The organism is Klebsiella sp. TF21-TM (assembly GCF_019753495.1).
In the GTDB taxonomy this organism is placed as follows: Bacteria; Pseudomonadota; Gammaproteobacteria; order Enterobacterales; family Enterobacteriaceae; genus Klebsiella; species Klebsiella quasipneumoniae.
Map to the genome: position 1 here is coordinate 58,661 of NZ_JAIJYL010000027.1, position 18,654 is coordinate 77,314.

Annotated in this window: 17 protein-coding genes and 2 pseudogenes; 12 read left to right on the forward strand and 7 right to left on the reverse strand. The window is 57.6% G+C overall.

Annotated features, from left to right (window positions below; translation table 11 throughout):
* The first annotated feature begins 53 nt into the window (after nt 1-53).
* The 3 genes from K5R89_RS21640 to K5R89_RS21650 are packed head-to-tail and all read left to right on the forward strand — an operon-like array spanning nt 54 to nt 2,993.
* Nucleotides 54-1,538, forward strand: coding sequence for a sodium:solute symporter family protein (locus K5R89_RS21640; RefSeq protein WP_023291859.1), 1,485 nt, complete (start codon nt 54-56; stop codon nt 1,536-1,538).
* On the forward strand, nt 1,535-2,407 hold the full coding sequence (locus tag K5R89_RS21645) for a 2-dehydro-3-deoxygalactonokinase (RefSeq protein ID WP_050534043.1): 873 nt from the start codon (nt 1,535-1,537) through the stop codon (nt 2,405-2,407). The genes K5R89_RS21640 and K5R89_RS21645 overlap by 4 nt, the downstream gene beginning before the upstream one ends.
* Nucleotides 2,394-2,993, forward strand: coding sequence for a 2-dehydro-3-deoxy-6-phosphogalactonate aldolase (locus tag K5R89_RS21650; RefSeq protein WP_023291861.1), 600 nt, complete (start codon nt 2,394-2,396; stop codon nt 2,991-2,993). The genes K5R89_RS21645 and K5R89_RS21650 overlap by 14 nt, the downstream gene beginning before the upstream one ends.
* Here K5R89_RS21650 and K5R89_RS21655 read toward each other — a convergent pair.
* Together K5R89_RS21655 and K5R89_RS21660 are read right to left on the reverse strand one after the other, a co-directional pair.
* Entirely contained in the window at nt 2,990-3,853 is an 864-nt protein-coding gene (locus K5R89_RS21655) for a MurR/RpiR family transcriptional regulator (protein WP_032429092.1), read from the reverse strand. The genes K5R89_RS21650 and K5R89_RS21655 overlap by 4 nt on opposite strands.
* A gap of 70 nt (nt 3,854-3,923) precedes the next feature.
* On the reverse strand, nt 3,924-4,457 hold the full coding sequence (locus K5R89_RS21660) for a GNAT family N-acetyltransferase (RefSeq protein ID WP_032454780.1): 534 nt from the start codon (nt 4,455-4,457) through the stop codon (nt 3,924-3,926).
* A 32-nt stretch (nt 4,458-4,489) separates the two neighbouring features.
* On the opposite strand from K5R89_RS21660, the gene K5R89_RS21665 reads away from it, so the two are divergent.
* From K5R89_RS21665 to K5R89_RS21705, 9 genes and pseudogenes are all read left to right on the forward strand, one after another.
* The gene (locus tag K5R89_RS21665; protein ID WP_087827561.1) at nt 4,490-5,320 is read left to right on the forward strand and encodes an N-acetyltransferase; all 831 of its coding nucleotides are present in this window, start codon (nt 4,490-4,492) and stop codon (nt 5,318-5,320) included.
* Between the two features lie 99 nt (nt 5,321-5,419).
* A pseudogene (locus K5R89_RS21670) lies at nt 5,420-8,184 on the forward strand (sigma 54-interacting transcriptional regulator).
* 99 nt (nt 8,185-8,283) lie between these two features.
* The gene (locus K5R89_RS21675; RefSeq protein ID WP_044525295.1) at nt 8,284-8,706 is read left to right on the forward strand and encodes a PTS sugar transporter subunit IIA; all 423 of its coding nucleotides are present in this window, start codon (nt 8,284-8,286) and stop codon (nt 8,704-8,706) included.
* Nucleotides 8,707-8,720: 14 nt separating this feature from the next.
* Nucleotides 8,721-9,191: a PTS sugar transporter subunit IIB gene (locus tag K5R89_RS21680; RefSeq protein ID WP_023319678.1), complete on the forward strand. Its 471-nt coding sequence runs from the start codon at nt 8,721-8,723 to the stop codon at nt 9,189-9,191.
* 16 nt (nt 9,192-9,207) lie between these two features.
* Nucleotides 9,208-9,987: a PTS mannose/fructose/sorbose/N-acetylgalactosamine transporter subunit IIC gene (locus K5R89_RS21685; RefSeq protein WP_023291868.1), complete on the forward strand. Its 780-nt coding sequence runs from the start codon at nt 9,208-9,210 to the stop codon at nt 9,985-9,987.
* Complete coding sequence (locus K5R89_RS21690; protein WP_023291869.1) at nt 9,965-10,816, forward strand: PTS system mannose/fructose/sorbose family transporter subunit IID; 852 nt, start codon at nt 9,965-9,967, stop codon at nt 10,814-10,816. Before K5R89_RS21685 ends, K5R89_RS21690 begins: the two co-directional genes overlap by 23 nt.
* Nucleotides 10,817-10,828: 12 nt before the next feature.
* The gene (locus tag K5R89_RS21695; protein ID WP_044525296.1) at nt 10,829-11,890 is read left to right on the forward strand and encodes an SIS domain-containing protein; all 1,062 of its coding nucleotides are present in this window, start codon (nt 10,829-10,831) and stop codon (nt 11,888-11,890) included.
* 17 nt (nt 11,891-11,907) lie between these two features.
* Entirely contained in the window at nt 11,908-12,918 is a 1,011-nt protein-coding gene (locus K5R89_RS21700; RefSeq protein WP_044525297.1) for an SIS domain-containing protein, read from the forward strand.
* A gap of 133 nt (nt 12,919-13,051) precedes the next feature.
* Nucleotides 13,052-14,008, forward strand: a complete 957-nt coding sequence (locus K5R89_RS21705; protein ID WP_179207810.1) for an Rpn family recombination-promoting nuclease/putative transposase — start codon at nt 13,052-13,054, stop codon at nt 14,006-14,008.
* Between the two features lie 54 nt (nt 14,009-14,062).
* Here K5R89_RS21705 and opgB read toward each other — a convergent pair whose 3' ends face one another.
* From opgB to K5R89_RS27555, 5 genes and pseudogenes are all read right to left on the reverse strand, one after another.
* A complete protein-coding gene (gene opgB, locus K5R89_RS21710) occupies nt 14,063-16,354 on the reverse strand; it encodes a phosphatidylglycerol--membrane-oligosaccharide glycerophosphotransferase (protein WP_023291873.1) in 2,292 nt (763 codons plus the stop codon).
* A gap of 257 nt (nt 16,355-16,611) precedes the next feature.
* Nucleotides 16,612-17,106, reverse strand: a complete 495-nt coding sequence (locus K5R89_RS21715; RefSeq protein ID WP_048296615.1) for a DUF2501 domain-containing protein — start codon at nt 17,104-17,106, stop codon at nt 16,612-16,614.
* Nucleotides 17,107-17,171: 65 nt separating this feature from the next.
* The gene (gene dnaC, locus K5R89_RS21720) at nt 17,172-17,909 is read right to left on the reverse strand and encodes a DNA replication protein DnaC (protein ID WP_025999144.1); all 738 of its coding nucleotides are present in this window, start codon (nt 17,907-17,909) and stop codon (nt 17,172-17,174) included.
* Nucleotides 17,910-17,911: 2 nt separating this feature from the next.
* Nucleotides 17,912-18,451, reverse strand: coding sequence for a primosomal protein DnaT (gene dnaT, locus K5R89_RS21725; RefSeq protein WP_032454787.1), 540 nt, complete (start codon nt 18,449-18,451; stop codon nt 17,912-17,914).
* A 116-nt stretch (nt 18,452-18,567) separates the two neighbouring features.
* Nucleotides 18,568-18,654: pseudogene (locus K5R89_RS27555) on the reverse strand (hypothetical protein); the annotation flags it as partial.

Consider the following 18,654-nt stretch of genomic DNA (forward strand, 5'->3'; position numbering starts at 1 on the left):
TCAGCGCTTCGTAGCCTTTTACCTTTACAAAATTAACTGGCAGGATGTGAATTATGAATAGTCATGTCTTTTTAGTCGGCTTTATTATTTACGCGTTGGCCATGATTTGGCTTGGCTGGTACGTGTCCCGTCATCAAAAAAGCGGTGAGGATTTTTTACTCGGCGGCCGTTCTTTGCCGCTGTTCCTGACGCTGGGGTCTACCGTGGCGACCATGGTGGGAACCGGTTCAAGCATGGGCGCTGTCGGCTTCGGCTACAGCAATGGATGGGCCGGGATGCTCTACGGCGTGGGCGGCGCCATCGGTATTTTACTGGTGGCCTGGCTGTTTGCGCCGGTGCGCAAGCTGCGCTTTATGACCATGAGCGAAGAGCTTTCTTATTACACTGGTGGCAGCCATTTAATTAAAAACCTCGTCGGGATAATGATATTTATTGCCTCAATTGGCTGGCTGGGGGCGCATATTCTTGGCGGGAGTATGTATTTAGCCTGGGCGACAGGAATTAATCTGACGGTGGCAAAAATTATTATTGCCATGGCGTTTGCGATTTACGTCATTATCGGCGGTTATTCTGCTGTGGTGTGGACAGACACCATTCAGGCATTAATTCTGTTTTTCGGTTTTATCCTGATGGCGATTCTGGCGGTGGTTCACGTCGGGGGATGGGATGCCATCGTTCAGGCAATGGATCCCAAGGCGATGAGCCTGTTTGCGGTCGATAAGTTGGGGACCATTCCGGCGCTATCGCTGGCGATGGTCATCGGCGTCGGCGTGCTGGCGACCCCTTCCTATCGCCAGCGTATTTACTCGGGAAAAGACGTCTCTTCGGTGCGGCGCTCGTTTGTCTATACCGGCGTGCTGTATCTGTTTTTCTCGGTGCTGCCGGCGATCATCGGCATGGCGGCCTGGACGATGAACCCCAATCTTGAGAACAGTAACTACGCCTTCCTGTTCGCCACCAGCTTCTTACCGGCGATCCTCGGGCTGGTGGTCCTGATTGCCGGACTTTCCGCCACCATGTCTTCGGCCAGCTCCGATGCGATAGCCGCCGTGGCCATCATGATGCGGGATGTCTATACCCTCGTTACCGGAAAAATGCCGCCGGCGCATAAGGCGATAACGCTCTCTCGCTGGATGCTGGCGTTCGTCATCGGCCTGGCGATGATCTTCGCCCTGACCTCGAACGATATCATCAGCTATATCACCAAAATGATCTCCATGCTGATGTCCGGGCTCTTCGTCTGTTCCATTCTCGGCCGCTTCTGGCTGCGCTTTAACTGGCAGGGGGCGCTCACCGCGCTGCTGAGCGGCATGCTGGTGTCTATTGTGGTTCTGGTTAAGGCCGACTGGCTGGCTTACTGGGGCAATCCGTGCATTCCGTCGGTCGTTGGCAGCTTTGTTTCCGCTATTTTTGTCACCGTCATGACGCCAGCCAGCAAAATCAGCCGTCAGCAGGCGCTGGAAATGATTACCCAGGAGCGGGAAGGGGAGGCGATCCCGGCGAAGACGGCGGTGCAGATCTCAGGAGAAGCACAATGAAGGATTATATTGCCGTCGACTGGGGCTCTACCCAGCTGCGCGGCTGGCTGATTCGCAACGGCCAGTGCGTCGAAACGAAGCAGCTGCCGCTGGGTATTACCCGCCTGAACGGACGATCGCCTGCCGATGTATTCGCGGAGCATTTGGCCCCCTGGCGCGGCGCACAGGCGCTGCCGGTGCTGATGGCCGGGATGATCGGCAGCGACGCGGGCTGGCAGGCGGTGCCGTATCTGGACTGTCCGGCGGCGATCGACGCGCCTGGGCGGCAGTTATGCGCCGTTGCTGAAGGCGTGTGGATTATTCCCGGCCTCAAGATTGAACAGGACCGGGATTTCAACGTGATGCGCGGCGAAGAGACGCAGCTGCTGGGGGCCTGCCAGCTGGTGCCGGCGGAGTGTTACGTGCTGCCGGGCACCCACTGCAAATGGGTCCAGGTGGCGGGCGGCGCGGTGCGTTATTTTGCCACGGCGATGACCGGCGAACTGCATCATCTGCTGATGTCGCAATCGCTGATCGGCAAAGGGCTGCCTGCCCAGCAGCCGGACGAGGCGGCGTTTGAACGGGGGCTGGAAAAAGGGCTGGCGCAGCCGTCGCTGATTAGCGAACTGTTTGTCGCCAGGGCCGCCCGGGTGCTGGGCGGTCTGGCGGCGAGCTCGGTCAGCGATTATCTCTCCGGGCTGCTGATTGGCGCGGAGGTAGCGACCCTGGGGCAGCGTTTCCGTGCTTCTGCCGTCACGCTGGTTGGCGACCCGGCGCTGAATGCCCGCTACGGTCGGGCGATGAAGGCGCGCGGAATGACGGTTAACAGCTGCAGTGGCGATGAGGCATTGCTGGCTGGCATGGCGAGGATAATGCATGAACAAGATTAAGCTGGTGGCGATTTTACGCGGCATTCAACCCGCTGAGGCGGCAGATCATATTGAGACGCTAATCAATGCAGGCTTTCGCTATATCGAAATCCCGCTCAATTCGCCAGACTGGCAGCAGAGTATTCCGCAGATGGTTGCGCGGTTTGGCGAGCAGGCGATGATAGGCGCGGGAACGGTACTGCGCGTGGAACAGGTCGATTTTCTCGCTGAGGCCGGGGCGAAGCTTATTGTGACGCCGAATACCCAGCCTGCGGTGATCCGTCAGGCAGTGGCGCACGGAATGCAGGTTTGTGCCGGATGCGCCACCGCGACTGAGGCGTTTAACGCGCTGGATGCCGGGGCGCAGTGGCTGAAGATATTTCCGTCTTCTGCTTTCGGTCCGGACTACATTCGGGCGTTGAAAGCGGTGCTGCCGTCGGAGGTGCCGGTGCTGGCGGTGGGCGGCGTGACACCGGAGAATCTGGCAACCTGGATGCGGGCTGGGTGCGCCGGAGCCGGTCTGGGCAGCGATCTGTATCGCGCCGGACAGGCCGTGGAACGTACCCGCCTGCAGGCGGAGAGGTTTATCGCCGCTGCCGGTGGCTAGTCGCCAAGAGGCTGTCGATCGACGCCGCCGCGGTGGCTGTCGAGGGCCAGCTTAATACGACGTAATTTGCCTTTTGCCTGAGTTTTGTTGGCCATCGCCAGTTCGGTGGCCAGCACATCGACCATCGCCAGCATCGCATAACGCGAAGTGCTGGGCTTGAAGATATAGTCGTTTTCCCGCACCAGCAGCGGCAGCACCAGATCCGCCTGCTCAGCCAGCGGCGTCCCGGCGGGGGTAATCGCAATGACCTTCGCGCCGTACTGGCTGGCAATCGCCGCGCTCTCGATAATCTCCGGGGTATAGCCGCCCAGAGACAGCACAATCACCACATCCTGCGGCGTCACCGCCGAGCTCATCATGCGTACCAGCAGACCGTCGCTCTGACTGACGACCGGAAGACCAAGACGAAACAGGCGATATTGAATCTCCTGAGCGCAGATGGTTGACCCGCCGCCCATTCCAAGGGCGAGGATCTGCCGCGCTGCACTCAACCAGCTCACCGCACGCTTCAACGCCTCGATATCCAGCGCCCGGCGATTGGTCTCCAGCACGCTGATGATTGACTCATAGATCCCCTGTACGCCTTCGAGGTCCGGAACATCGAGGATAAACCGCTGGCCGACCGCAAGGGATTGCGCAAGCTTCATCTTCAGCTCACGGACGTCTTTACAGCCGAGCGCCCGGGCAAAACGGGTGACCGACGCCTGGCTGGTCTGAGTCAGACGCGCTATCTCGGCGATGGGTAGCTCCGCCGCCGCCGCGACATCATCGAGAATAAACTGCGCGATGCGCTTTTCGGTCGCCGTGAGCTCCACAAAGCGATCGGTAATACAGGAAATAATATCAATTGACCAGGACATACGGGTAGCAACAGGTAAGTTTTGATTGGTACTTTGTACCATATATCGCCGCTAAATTCAGCGCTGGCGTCTACAACGCCAGGCGCATGGCGCAGCGCGTCTCCGGCGGCAGTCCGTGCCGGGTCTCCTGTTCTCTTTTCGCCGCCAGCCCGGCGGGCAGGGTCAGCTCATCGAGTATGGCGAATCCCAGGCGGGTATAAAACGGCGCATTCCACGGCACTTCGCGGAAGGTGGTGAGGGTCACCGCCGGGTAAGCCATTTGCCGGGCGCGCTCGATAACCTGCTCCAGCAGCATCCGCCCGATGCCCTGATGCTGCCAGGCCTGGTGGACGGCGATTTCGGCGATAAATAAGGCATCGTCGAGCGGTTCGGTAAGAATAAAACCAACCGGCTGCCCGGCGGCCACCGCCAGCAGACTATGTTCCGTTTCCAGATAATCATGATGGCGCGCAACGCTAATCACCTCGCTGTCCGCCAGCCAGGCGAGAGCGGGGATCTGACGAAATGCCTGAGCGGCGGAACGTTCAATGGCCGGCAGAAGGGCGATATCACTCTCCTCGGTCAGGCGTAATCCGGCGCCGGCAGTTATAGTGTTAGTTTTCATCACCTGAGCATAGCAGCCTTCGGGAGAAAAATATGGAGCTGACCGCCGTTCCCGCCACGCAGTTCAGCAGCGTGCAGTTAACGGATATTCTTAACGCCTGTTTTGAAGCCTATCTGGTACCGGTGACCCAGTCGGTGGAGGGATTTGTTCAGCGCTTTAGCGCCGAGGGGATGAGCCTGATCGATTCCCGCGTCTGGCTGGCCGGAGATGAACCGGCGGCGATCGCGATCGTCGCGCGTCGGGGGAATATGGCTCGCCTGGCGGCCTTTGCCCTGCGCCCGGCCTGGCGCGGCAAAGGTCTTGGGCGGAAATTGATGCAGGAGCTGCTGACGTTTCTGCAGCAGCAGGAGATCGAGACGGTTTCCCTGGAGGTGATCCGCGATAACCACGCGGCCGTCGCGCTGTATCAGTCGTTAGGCTTTACGCGGCGCTATGGGCTCTGCGGCTACCTGAGCGCAGAGCCTCTGGCTGCGGCGCCTGGCGTGTTACAGCCTTATCCGATCCTGGCACTGCTTCGACGCGCCGTTGAGGAGAGTAACAGTCAGCTCCCCTGGCTGATGGATCCGCTTACCTTCGCCACCCTGCCATGCCGCGTCGTGACCCTGGAACAGCGCGCCTTCGCGGTACTGAGCACCTCGGGCTCACGGCCTGTACTGCAGTTTTTATGGGTGGAACCCGCCGCCCGTCGCCAGGGGCTGGCGCAAGCGCTGCTGATGGCGCTGGCGCTGCAGTTCCCGGGGATCGGCACGTCGGTGACGGTCCCGGAAACCTTTACGCCGCTGTTTGCCGCGGCGGGATATGCGCCGCTATCGCTGCAGCAGTATGAAATGACGATGGAGTGTGCGGCAGCGAAGTCCGCTTAGGCGGGAGTGTGCGCTGGGCCGCAAAAAACAGCACGGGGCGTCGATAAGCCTCTCTTTTGCCGCATCATATCTCTTCGTAATGGCGACGAGGGGGATGTAATGCGTAAAACGGAACTGTTGGCTTTTTTGCAAAATCAGACCGATTTTTTCGATCCGGATAACCTGAGCGACGTTTTTACCGCCAGCTGGCTGGCTCAGCGTTTCGCGATGCAAAGAAATACCGCCAGCCACTATCTCAATCAGCTGGTCGCCCAGGACGTGCTGGTGAAGATCAACACCCGGCCGGTCTATTTTCTGCATAAAAAAGCCTTCTGCCAGCAGTTCTTCCCCCTTTCCCGCAGCGAGTACGCCAGCATGGCGGAGCTGCTCGCGGAGAGTGACCGCCAGCCGGAACAGGCGGACCATTTTTCGTTGCTGACCGGGCATGATGGCAGCCTGCGTAAACCGATCGAGCAGATGAAAACCGCGCTGTTTTATCCCAACGGCGGCCTGCCGCTACTGATCGTCGGCGACAGCGGAACCGGCAAAAGCTATATGGCGGAGCTGATGCACGAGTTCGCGATCGCCCAGGGCCTGCTGGCGCCCGATGCGCCCTTTGTCAGCTTCAACTGCGCGCAATATGCCAGTAACCCGGAGCTGCTGGCCGCCAACCTGTTTGGCTATGTCAAAGGCGCGTTTACCGGCGCGCAGAGCGATAAAGCCGGGGCGTTCGAGGCGGCAAACGGCGGGATGCTGTTTCTCGACGAGGTCCATCGACTGGATGCTCAGGGGCAGGAGAAGCTCTTCACCTGGCTGGACCGCAAGGAGATCTACCGGGTGGGAGAGACCGCCCATGGCCTGCCGATTTCCCTGCGGCTGGTGTTTGCCACCACCGAAGATATTCACAGCACGTTTCTGACCACCTTTCTTCGTCGTATTCCGATCCTGGTCAGCTTGCCCGATCTTCAACAGCGTAGCCGCGAGGAGAAGGAGGCGCTAACGCTGCAGTTTTTCTGGCAGGAGGCGCGGACGCTTGCCGCCAGGCTGCAGCTCACGCCGCGGCTTTTGCAGGTTCTGACGCAGTACGTTTATCGAGGCAACGTCGGCGAGCTGAAGAATGTGGTGAAGTACGCCGTTGCATCGGCCTGGGCCAGGTCTCCGGGCAGCGAGATGCTGACCGTGACGCTGCACGATCTGCCGGAAAATATCATGGCGGCGACGCCGGCGCTCAGTGAAGCCATGGGCCAGAAGGAGCCGCTGCTTATCGAGCCGCAGACCAGTCTGGTCTGGCTGCTGCGGGCGCGCGATCCGGTTCAGGGGCTGATCCATGACGTTCAGTGTCGGATTCTGGCGCTGTATGAAGCAGTGCTAAATAAAAAACGGTCTGGGAAGAGGCGCAAAGAAGCATGGGGGAGGAGATTGAAACCCTCTTCGATCGGCTGATCTTTGATAACCAGGATGCCAGTAGCTCGCAGATGTTGCTGCTGATCGCCCATCAGGTGCGGGAGGAGTATTATCGCCTGGAAAAACGCTTCAATATCCAGTTTAACGGCAACTGTCTCTACGCCCTGAGCCACTACCTGATCCATCGCTCCCGTCAGGCGGCGTCCACGATGAGCAATGAGAAAATCCGTCTGCTGGCGGATTTTCTGGCAAACAAATTCCCGCTGCTGTATCGCTTTTGCGAAGCGATCCTCGACGCGCTGGCGCTGAAGCTGGATATTGAGCCCCGGCGTATTGACCTGCTGTTGCTGGTGCTGTGGTTCCAGAAAAACGGCGCTATCAGCCAGCAGCAGGTGACCCGCGCGATTATTCTCGCTCACGGTTACGCCACCGCCAGCAGCATCGCCAGCGTGGCGAACCGCTTGCTGAAAAGCCCGCTGTTTGAGTCATTCGACATGCCGCTCGACGTGACGCCGGAGGCTATCGCTAATCAGGTGATGGCGTATATTGAGCGCCACGCGCTGGCGTCAGGGCTGATCATTCTGGTCGATATGGGATCGCTGAACGCTATTCACAGCCATTTTAATCGTCGCCTGAATACGCCGGTGGCGATTATTAACAATGTCTCCACCGGCATGGCGATGTACGTCGGGGAGCGGATTTTGCACGGCGATATGCTGGAAGATATCGTCCGCGAGATCGGCGACGATCTGGCGGTTGAGCACCAGCTCTATTACCCGCAGACCGATAAACCGCGGGCGATTTTGACCACCTGCGCCACCGGCCTGGGCGCTGCGGCGAACCTGTCGGCGCTGTTAAAAGCCAGCATCCCTGAAGCGCTCGGCGTTGATATTGTGGCCTGCGATGTGGAGACCCTGGCCGACCCCGCGCGGCGGGAGCCGATGCTCAGCCGCTACGACGTGCTGGCGATCGTCGGCACCCTCGATCCGCATCTTGCCGATCTCCCGTGGATCTCGCTGGATTCGCTGATCTCGGGGGAGGGAAGTCGCCCGCTAATGCGTATCTTCGGCGAACTGGCGACAGCGGAGCAGGTCAGCGAGATCAACAACCTGATCCTGAAAAACTTCTCGCTGCGGCGGGTGATCGAGTCGGTGACGATCCTCGATACCGCGAAGGTGATCAACCAGGTTGAGCAGTTTTTGCTGCGCTATGAGCATTTGGCCGGGTACGAGGTGCCCAACGAACGTAAAGTGGCGCTGTATGTGCATATCAGCTGTCTGATAGAGCGGTTAATTCGCCACGCTTCCCCAACCCATTATGCGGGAAGGCAGTGTCCGGAGCGCGAGCTGGCGACGCTGCGCGAGGCCTTTAGTGTCATAGAGAGCGGATATAGTGTCAAAATCCCCGCCGTAGAACTGTACTACATTCACGATATTCTGACGCGGGAAACGGAATTTATTCAGGAAGATCAAGAGTTTTAACGCTTCTCTCCCTTTTGTCCTTACGTTAGCCGACGCGCCACTGTTTCTGGCACGTCGGTTGCAATTAAGAAAGCAGTGGAATGCGCTTTCGAGGTAAGGATGAAACGACACTATATTTTTGCCAGCCACGGCACCTTTGCTAACGGTTTGTTGAACTCTGTGGAGCTGATCCTCGGTAAACAGCCGGATATTCATACTCTGTGCGCCTATGTGGAAGAGGAGGTCGATCTGACGCAGCAGGTGGAGGCGCTGCTGGCGCGTTTCCCGGCGCAGGATGAGCTGATAGTGATTACGGATATTTTCGCCGGTAGCGTGAATAATGAGTTTGTGCGTTTTTTATCGCGCCCGCACTTCCATTTATTGTCCGGGTTAAATCTACCATTAATTATTGATCTGCTTATTTCTGCAGCGGAAGAGAATACCGAAAAATTAATTTCTGAAGCATTAATCAACGCCAAAGAGAGCATTCAGTACTGCAATCAGACTATTGCCGGGGCGATGACTATGGATAAAGACTTCTGAAATGAGGATGCATGATGATTACGTTATTAAGGGTTGACCATCGATTACTTCACGGCCAGGTAGCCTTTTCCTGGACCCAATATGTCGGCGCCGATTGCATTTTAATCGCCAACGACAGTGTCCCTGAGGATGAACTGCGGAAAACCACCATTAAGCTAGCTAAACCACCCTCGGTGAAGCTGGTGATTAAAAATATAAATGACTCAATTGAGGCGATAAAAAGCGGGGTTACCGATAAATATAATTTATTTATTGTTGTGGAATCGGTCAATGACGCCTGGCGTATTGCCAGCGCCGTCGAGGAAATTAAAAGTATTAATCTCGGCGGAATTAAAGCCAAAGAGGGCAGTAAAAATATCTCTAAGGCGATTAATTTATTGCCGGAGGAAATAGAGCAGTTGCAACAACTGGTGGGCAAAGGCGTCGAGGTGGAGATTCGCCAGGTCCCGAACGATCGCAAACAGCTTTTTACGGAATGCGTGTGATTCCGGAGGACAGATTATGGTAGAGGCTCTCTTACTGGGTCTGGTGGCGTTTATCGCGCAATCGGAATATGCCTTAGGGACGTCACTGATTTCCCGGCCTATCGTCACCGGGCTACTGACCGGTCTGGTGCTGGGGGATGTGCAGACCGGCGTCATTATGGGCGCGACGCTGGAGCTGGCGTTTATCGGTTCGTTCTCCGTTGGCGCCTCGATCCCGCCCGACGTGGTGACCGGCGGTATTCTCGGCGTGGCGTTCGCCATCACCTCCGGCGCGGGCACGGAAACGGCGCTGTTGCTCGGCCTGCCTATCGCCACCCTGACCCTGATCCTGAAAAACGTTTATCTGGGGATGTTTATTCCGCTGCTCAGCCAGAAAGCGGACGGCTATGCGGAACGGGCGGATACGCGCGGCATTGAGCGGATGCATCTGATTGCCGGATTCGGCCTGTCGCTGATGCTTGCCACGGTGGTGACCGTCTCATTCCTGGTGGGCAGCAACGCGGTGAAATCCCTGCTCGATACGATCCCGGAATTTATTAAACACGGACTCAGCGTGGCCACCGGGATCATTCCGGCTCTCGGCTTCGCGATGCTCGCCAGGTTGCTGATTAACAAGAAGGTGGCGCCGTACTTTTTCCTCGGCTTTGTACTGATGGCCTATTTGAAAATCCCGGTGACCGGTATCGCCATTCTCGGCGCCATCGTGGCGGTGGTGATGGTTAATGTCACCGCATTGAGCGCACCTCGTACCACGACAGAACAAGGAGTCAGCGATGACGACGAAGATGATTTCTGAAGAGACCCTGCAGCCGCAGGAGCAGGAAGAAGCGCGAATTACGCCGCGTGATTTACGCCGGGTGTTCTGGCGCTCCTTCCAGATGGAGTTCTCGTGGAACTATGAGCGACAGATGAATCTCGCCTTTGTTTACGCGCTGATCCCGGTGCTGAAGAAGCTCTATCCGCGCAAAGAGGAGCTGGCCGGGGCGCTGAAACGCCATCTGGTGTTCTTCAATACCACGCCGCATATCGTCACCCTGCTGCTGGGGATCACGACGGCGATGGAGGAGAAAAACAGCCAGCAGAAAAATATGGATGCCAACGCGATTGATAACGTCAAAGCCTCGCTGATGGGGCCGCTGGCCGGGCTGGGAGACTCCTTCTTTTGGGGAACGCTGCGCCTGATCGCCACCGGCATCGGCACCAGCCTGGCGCTAAAGGGCAATATTCTCGGGCCGATCCTGTTTCTGCTGGTGTTTAACGTGCCGCACATTCTGGTGCGCTGGTGCTTTACCCGCTGGGGCTACGTGCTGGGCACCGGGGTGCTGCAGCGGATCCAGAAGAGCGGAATGATGGAGAGCCTGACCTACGGGGCGTCGATTATCGGCCTGATGGTGGTCGGGGCGATGACCGCCTCAATGATCGATATCACCATCCCTGTCTCCTTCGGGGCCGGGGAGGCCAAAACTCAGGTGCAGGACATCATCAACGACATTCTGCCCTGCATGCTGCCGCTGGTGAGTTTCGGCATCGTCTACTGGCTGCTGGGGCGGAAGGTTAAACCGCTCTCTATTATCGGCGGAATGGCGCTGGTGGGCATTCTGGGTTCGTGGATCGGATTGTTTTAACGGGAGTGAGCTATGCGACCAACAATGATGACCTATATCAGCGAAGAGCCGGCCTGTCTGGCGCAGATCCTGCGCGACTACCGGCACAAGCTGGCGGCGATTGAGACCTTCGCCCGCCAGCAGCCGGTGCGGCGTATTTTGCTGCTGGCGACCGGATCGTCGCTGAATGCCGCGCTTTGCGCGCGCTATTTCTTTGAACAACGCTTTGACGTGCTGGTGGACATTAAAGAGCCGTACAACTTTACCCATTACGAAACTATCGACCCGCATACCGATCTGGTGGTGGCGATTTCCCAGAGCGGAAAAAGCGCGTCGACGCTGGAGGCGATGCGTAAGGTACAGGCCTCAGGACTGCCGGTATTTGCCCTGACCTCCGATCCGCAAAGCCCGACCGGGCGGGCCTGCGATGGCGTTCTGGATATCAATACCGGGATCGAGAGCGTAGGGTTTGTCACCCGCGGCTTTAGCGCGACAGTGCTCAATCTGCTGCTGATAGCGCTGATGATTGCTCGCAGCCAGGGGAAGGCCAGTGAAGCCGAGGAGCAGCACTATCTTGCCGAATTCCAGCGACTGGCGGCGGCGATCCCGGAGGTCATCGCCCGCACTTCGCGCTTTATCGACCGGCATAGCGAAACGCTGCGGCGCGGCGAGCGCTTTGTCGCCACCGGCTATGGCGCGCTGGTTGGCGTGGCGAAAGAGTTCGAAACCAAATTTACCGAGACGGTGCGGGTACCTTCCAGCGGCTTTGAGCTGGAAGCCTATATGCACGGCCCCTATCTGGAAGCCAATGCCCGCCATGTGATGCTGTTTATGGAAGACTCGCCGGACGCGCGAACCCGGGCGCTGCGCGACTATATGGCGCCGTCCATTGCCCGCGCCTTTACCCTGACGCTGGGGGACGAAGAGGATGAACAAACGCTGGCGCTTAACTGCCCGTGCGAGCATCACCTGGCGCCGCTGCTGCTGATTGTCCCAGTGCAGATGCTCGCCTGGCATACCGCCGGGCTAAAAGGCATCGATCTGGCGATACGTATTTTCGACGATTTTGACCGCGTATTAAAAAGTAAAATCTGATTATTCAGGAGAAAACTATGTTGGGTTTTAATCAGGACGAGTACCTGACCAGTGCTCGCGAGATCATCGCTGCGCGTAAACAGGCGGAAACCGTGGCCGACGCTATTTATGACAGCGGCTGCAGCGCGTTATTTTTCGCCTCGGTAGGCGGTTCTTTAGCTCCGATGATGGCAATTAATGAGTTTGCCAAAGAATTAACCAGCGTGCCGGTTTATCTTGAGCAGGCGGCGGAATTAATTCATCGCGGGCATAAAAAATTAAATAAAGAGGCGGTGGTGGTGACGTTATCCAAATCCGGCGATACCAAAGAGTCGGTGGCCATTGCCGAATGGTGCAAGGCGCAGGGGATACGCGTGGTAGCCATTACCCGTCATGCCGATTCGCCATTGGCTGCCGCCGCCAGCTGGCATATTCCGATGTGCCACAAAAATGGCGTGGAATATGAATATATGCTGCTGTACTGGTTATTCTTTCGGGTCATTTATCGTCACGGCGAGTTTGCGGATTATGCGCGTTTTGCCAGCCAGCTCGAGTTGCTGCCGGAAAATCTTCTGCAGGCCAAACGCCAGTTCGATCCCCAGGCGGACAGCATTGCCGCGCAATACCATGACAGCGACTATATGATGTGGATTGGCGGCGCGGAAATGTGGGGTGAGGTCTACCTGTTCTCGATGTGTATTCTCGAAGAGATGCAGTGGAAGCGGACCAAGTCGGTAAGCTCGGCTGAATTTTTCCACGGCACTCTGGAGCTGCTGGAAAAAGAGGTCCCGCTGTTTCTGGTGAAGGGCGAGGGGAAATGCCGGGCGCTGGACGAGCGCGTCGAACGCTTTGCCGAAAAGATAACTGACCATCTGGTGGTGATCGACCCGCGCGACTATCCGCTGAACGGCATTGATGATGCGTTCCGCTGGATTATGGCGCCGTGCGTGGTGTCCACTCTGCTGGTGGACCGGCTGGCGGCCCACTTTGAGCACCATACCGGCCACGACCTGAATATCCGCCGTTATTACCGGCAGTTTGATTACTAAATCTTGCCTATGGCGGCCAGTCAGACTGGCCGCTCCGCTATTCTCCGAGGCGCTTCCCAGAAAATCATCGTTAAAACCAACCGGTTAAAAACCGGTGGTAGAGTCCGGCTTTCCTTCTCTTTCAGGCAAGCGGATGGCCATGAAAAAACGAATAACCGCCACGCCGCATGATGCGGTGTTTAAACGATTTCTTCGCCACCCGGAGACGGCGAATGATTTTCTCATGCTCTATCTTCCCGAAGCGATCCGCCAGCGGTGCGATTTCGCTACTCTGAGGCTGCAATCGGCGAGCTTTATCGATGAGGATCTACGCGCCTGGTATTCGGACGTGCTGTGGTCGGTGCAAACCACCTGCGGGGCGGGATATATTTACGTGGTGATAGAGCATCAGAGCTCGCCGGATAATCATATGGCTTTTCGTCTAATGCGCTATGCGATTGCCGCGATGCAGCGACACCTCGACGCCGGGCACAAAACGCTGCCGCTGGTGGTGCCGATGCTTTTTTATCACGGCGCAACCAGTCCTTATCCTTTTTCCCTCAACTGGCTGGATGAATTTGCCGACCCGCAGCTGGCGAAGAGGCTGTACGGCAGTCAGTTTCCATTGATCGACGTCACGGTCATGCCGGACGATGAAATCGTGCAGCATCGGCGGGTCGCCCTGCTGGAGCTGATGCAAAAGCATATTCGCCAGCGCGATCTCAGCGGCATAACGGAGTCGTTGGCGGCCGTGGTGATGCTGGGATACACTAATCCCCGGCAGTTGAGAATGCTGTTTCACTATATGCTGCAGTACGGTAACACGGCCGAGCCGGGCGTGTTTCTCCGCCGGCTGGCCCGCCGTCTGCCACAGTATGAGGAGACATTGATGTCTATCGCGCAAAAGCTTAAGCAGGAAGGTCGACAGGAAGGTCGGCATGAGGGCCGACAGGAGGGGCGCCTGGAAGGGCGCCTTGAGGGCTTACAGGAAGGGAGCCGGCGTGAGGCGCTGCGCATTGCCGGCAGCATGTTACAGAATGGCCTCGACAAAGAGACGGTACAGAAAATTACCGGACTGTCGGCTGACGACCTCAAGCCGCTGTTTTGTTAACACCCTGCCACGGAAACCGTTGCCCGGCGCCAATATCCGCCGGGCAAGGTGGCTTTAACCTTCGCTTTTCACCACTTTGATCTCCACCATACCGATCCCCAGCTGACGCGGGGAGTGGCCGAGGATATTGCCCTCGTTGGTGGACTGCGGGTCCGGCGGAGTGATGGTCAGCGTATTGCTGCGCGTTGGGTTGTCGAAATGCAGCGTCGTGGTGGTCACATCATTGACCAGTGTAAGCACTTGCTCACTTTGACCAACCCGCACCGGGATCGGCTTATTGGCATTGGGACCGTAGGCTTTGGCGGTGATCACCAGATCAAATTTCTCCGGCAGCGGCTCTTTATATTCAATCTTCACGTCGCTGCCCAGCTGGGCATTGGACCACCGACCCCAGGACTCGGGGCGCGAAATGCCGCTAAACTGTTTCACCTCTTCCGGCGCGCCGGCAACGTTAAACACGAAGCTGTCGGCCTTATAGCGAATATCGTTGTCGACAACTTTCAGCGTATCGACGTTGCCCTTATAGCGCTCCATATCGATAAGGGTGTCCCTGAAGGCGGTCTTACCTTGCCACTGTGGCTTATCAACGTGCTGGACCTTCTGCTCACCCCCCAGCTGTCCCTGCGAGACGCACCAGTCGGTGGAGAGCGCCAGCTCAGGAGACCACAGCTGGCCCATTTTATAGCAGCGATCGACCCACACGAAATTATCCCGCGGCGCGAAATCGGCCAGCTGGAAGCGCAGCGGCGCCGAGTATTCGCTCTCCGGCAGCGGTTCAACGCGCTGGTTCGACACCCGGAGCAGCAGCGGCAGACGGAAATGGCTGCCGGAAAAGGCGATCATGTTCTTCTGCGAGTCGATGGTGAAGTTTTTCATCTCTTTCGGGAAGTTCCACAGGCGGATCACGTCGGGTTTCCAGGCCAGGACCTTCTCTTTCATATTCATGAAAATACCGGAGAGCGACTGGCCAGAGAGACTGCTGCGCCCGAGGCCGATATAGTTATCGCCACCGAGAATATCCAGCACCGTCGCGCCGTTATCCATGGTGTTGCGTTTCACCGCCAGGGTCTCCTGCTGCGGCCGATCGCCGCGCAGGACAAAGAACAAATTGCTGCGATCGTGCTTGTTGAGGTAATCCCAGGCGCTGTTCTTCATGGCCAGGTGATCGGAAGAGACCACGATGACCGTGTTTTTGAAATAGGGAGAGGCTTTGATCTTCTCGATCAGCGCGGCGATATGTTCCTGGCTGCAGCTAACGGCGCTGAAGGAGAGGTTTTTCTTGCCGTCCACGTCATAGCGTTTACGCTCGCAGGTACGCGAGATAAAGCCGTCGGGATGGTGAGTGTCCACCGTCAGGGCGAACAGTGAAAAGCGTTTTCCGGACTGTGACAGTTCTTCGAATTTTTTCCACGTCTCGTCGAGTACCGTGTCGTCATAGAAGCCCCAGTCGTTGCGGTAGGTTGGATCGGCTACCGTGGTTTTGAGCTCTTCCGCCCCGAACAGGTGATCGAAGCCGTGGGATTTGAGAAACACGTCTTTGCCGGCAAAGCGCAGGTTAGCTCCCTGCACAAAATAGTTTTCGTAACCGGAGTTTTTCAGGATATCGCCAAGGCAGATATTCTGCGGAAAGAAGCTGGAGACCGAGGCCGAAGCGTTGCCTTCAAACGGGGCAAACAGCGGAATGCCACACTGTGATGCGACCATGCCGGCGATGGTGTAATCGGTCCCCGGCAGCTGCATAGTATTGCTGAAATCAATGCCCTCATCTTTTATTCTGCCAAGCTCAGGGGTGAGGTTGGGGAAAGCATCGTTATCAAAATAGGTGCGCTCAAGGCTTTCGCCATAGATATAGACCAGATTCAGCTGCGGATTGTCGATACGCTTCGACGGTTCTTTGTAGTACGCCGCAAAGTCCGGATCTCCTTCCCGCGACTGCGATTTCACCAGCTCGCTGATTTGATGGAAGGCCGGGCTGGCGTCGACCGAAGCCAGCGCCAGCAGCAGCGCCGCCAGGCTGTAGCCGACGTGATGAGGATGATGCCGACGGCGGCGCAGCACCCATCCCAGGGCGCCAAAGACGGCAACCAGCGCGACGGCCACGCCGACGCCCGGCAGAATGTATTTGCCGATCCCGGCGCCGGTCAGGCTGTTGGTCAGAGTGTAGAGTACCGCGTCGTTGATGCCGTCGCCGGTAAAGTAGTCGCTGGCGTAGAGGGTGATATTCAGCACCACGAACAGACCTAACACCGTGAGCGTGGCGGCAAACCACCAGGTGTTACGACCCGCTTTCCAGGCATAAAGCACCACCGAAGCTAAAAATAAGGCGATGGATAACAACTCTGACACAGCTCATCCTCATTAACGCCAGTTATCGGCTGGCAGAACAGATTACTTTTCAAGCCACACTGTAATTGCAGCGCCATCTTGCTGCAATTCTAGCGTCATGAAAGTGTGCAGTTATTCAGAATTGGTTTAGAAGTTGCCTTTTTTGATCGGCGTCGCAACGGGCGGGGCGGGGAAGCGCAAGGAGAAAAAGGCGAAAAAAGCCGTTTCAGGCCGCGCTGCCGTCGCGAAGGCGACAAACGCGGCATTGGCCCTCTGCGTCAGGAGAGAAAGTTAACGCCCTGTTTTAAGACCAGATCGCAGGCTTTGGTTTTCACCTGTTTCGCCAGCGAACTGTTGCCGAGGGTATTCAGGTCAAGCTGCTGGCCATTATTGCTGTTGAGCAGCCCCTGCAGGCCATCAAGATAGCTGGTGTCCTGTTTTTGTTTTTCCGGCGTGCTGAGCCCCAGCTTATCCAGCACCTGGTTTTTGACGTTATCTGCGCTGGTCGCCGAGGCGAGCTTCTGTTTGGCGCAATATGACATGATCCCGGCAGCGTTATTCATGCTGCTGGCGGTCAGCGACTGGCTGCTGCCGTTGAGCAGGCTAGTCAGAGAGGAGATGGACATTCCGCCGCCGCTGGCCTGGGTGCTGCTGCCGCTGAGCTGGCTGGCGGCGCTGTTGAGAGAATCCTGCCAGGAGGCGGCGTGGGCGCCGGAGAAGGTAAATGCGCTAAGGGTAAGCGCGGCAAGTAAGCCATTTTTTAACGATTTCATAGACGGACTCATAAGCGTGACTGAAGAATCGCTTTAGTATAACGCCGTCGTCGTCCGGAAATCTCTTAATACTCCTTGCCGGTGACGCGGTGCCGGTAACTTTCCCAGTTGAAGATAACCCACAGGCTGTTGCCCAGGCGCATACGGTCCATCACCCGTTCGCCGAGCAGCTTATTCATCTCTTCCATATTACTGTTGGTCAGCATACCGGTGGGCCGTTTGGATGAAGATCGGCGGTCAACGATCTGATTGATAATGACCTTTTCATAGCGAGACTCTGTCTGCATACCAATTTCATCAATGACCAGAAGATCGACCTTGCTGAGGTCGCTCAGTAACTGCTCTTCGCTCGTCTCCCGATTGCCGAAGGTATCTTTCATCGCCGACATAATATCGGCCACGGTGATGATTAAGACCGACTTCCCGCGCAGCAGCAGTTCGTTGCAGATAGCCGCCGCGAGGTGGTTTTTGCCGGTGCCCGGTTTGCCGGAGAAGATAAAGCTGGCGATATTGCCATCGAACTCTTCCACGTACTGACGCGCGCGGGCGAGGGCGTTCATCTGCCCCTCGCACTCGACGCGATAGTTATCAAAGGAGCAGTTCTGATGAAGGGGGCGGATCCCCGAGCGGTTAAAGGTGCGCTGCATTTTCATCGCGCGGTTCTCCCGCTCCAGCGCTTCGGAACGCAGCTTGCCTTGCTCTTTTTGCCAGGCCAGCAGCTCTTCGCCGGTTTTAAACGCCGGTTCGATATGAGCCGGCATCATTTTCTGCAGGCGCTTCATCAGATCGCCAACGTTTTTCATGCTCATCCTCGGAAACCTCGCGGAATATGACTGTCGGGTTCGCTAACGCTGTTCACATCGCGCTTCGGCTGCCCGCCGTTGCTGGCGCGGCTGATTTGCACGCTGCGAGCCAGTTTCTGCTGCCACTGCACGTGGTGAAACACTTTACCTTCCGCCTGCCAGTAAGCGACGAAAGCGGCCAGCTCTTCCGGGGTGACCGGCTGGCTCAGCGCGATGCCCCACAGCGCGGCCAGACGCTGAAAGTCGGCGTCCGGCTGCCAGGCCGCATACATGGCAAATTTGCCCATCGGCACCGCAACCGGCGCCGCGGCGGGCTCGTCGAAAAACTGCGGGTCAAGCGCGATGTCGCTGCCGGGGCGCGCCAGCCTGGCTTCCAGCTCCAGCAGCTGCGCCAGCCGGGCTGGGGTCAGCGCATAGAACGCCGGGGCGTTGTTGGCAAAAACGGCGACGGTGCCGTCAGTCGATTTCGCCAGCAGCGCCGCGTGCTGCTGGAGGAACTCTTCCAGGCCGCTAAAATGGGAGGTTAAAATTCGCGAAGACATAACTCTATCTCAACTCTGAACTGCAAAGAGTGGGGTGATCTGCACATAGTAGCACAGAGCCCGTCGCGGAAGGAGCGTCGCGGCTCTGCCGCCCCGCCCCCGGGGGGGGTGCGGGGGGGGTGGAGGCGAATTTCCTCAAAAAAGGCGACGCCGCCGCGCGGCGGGATCGCCACCACCGGGCGCCCGGCGATATCCAGAATAGT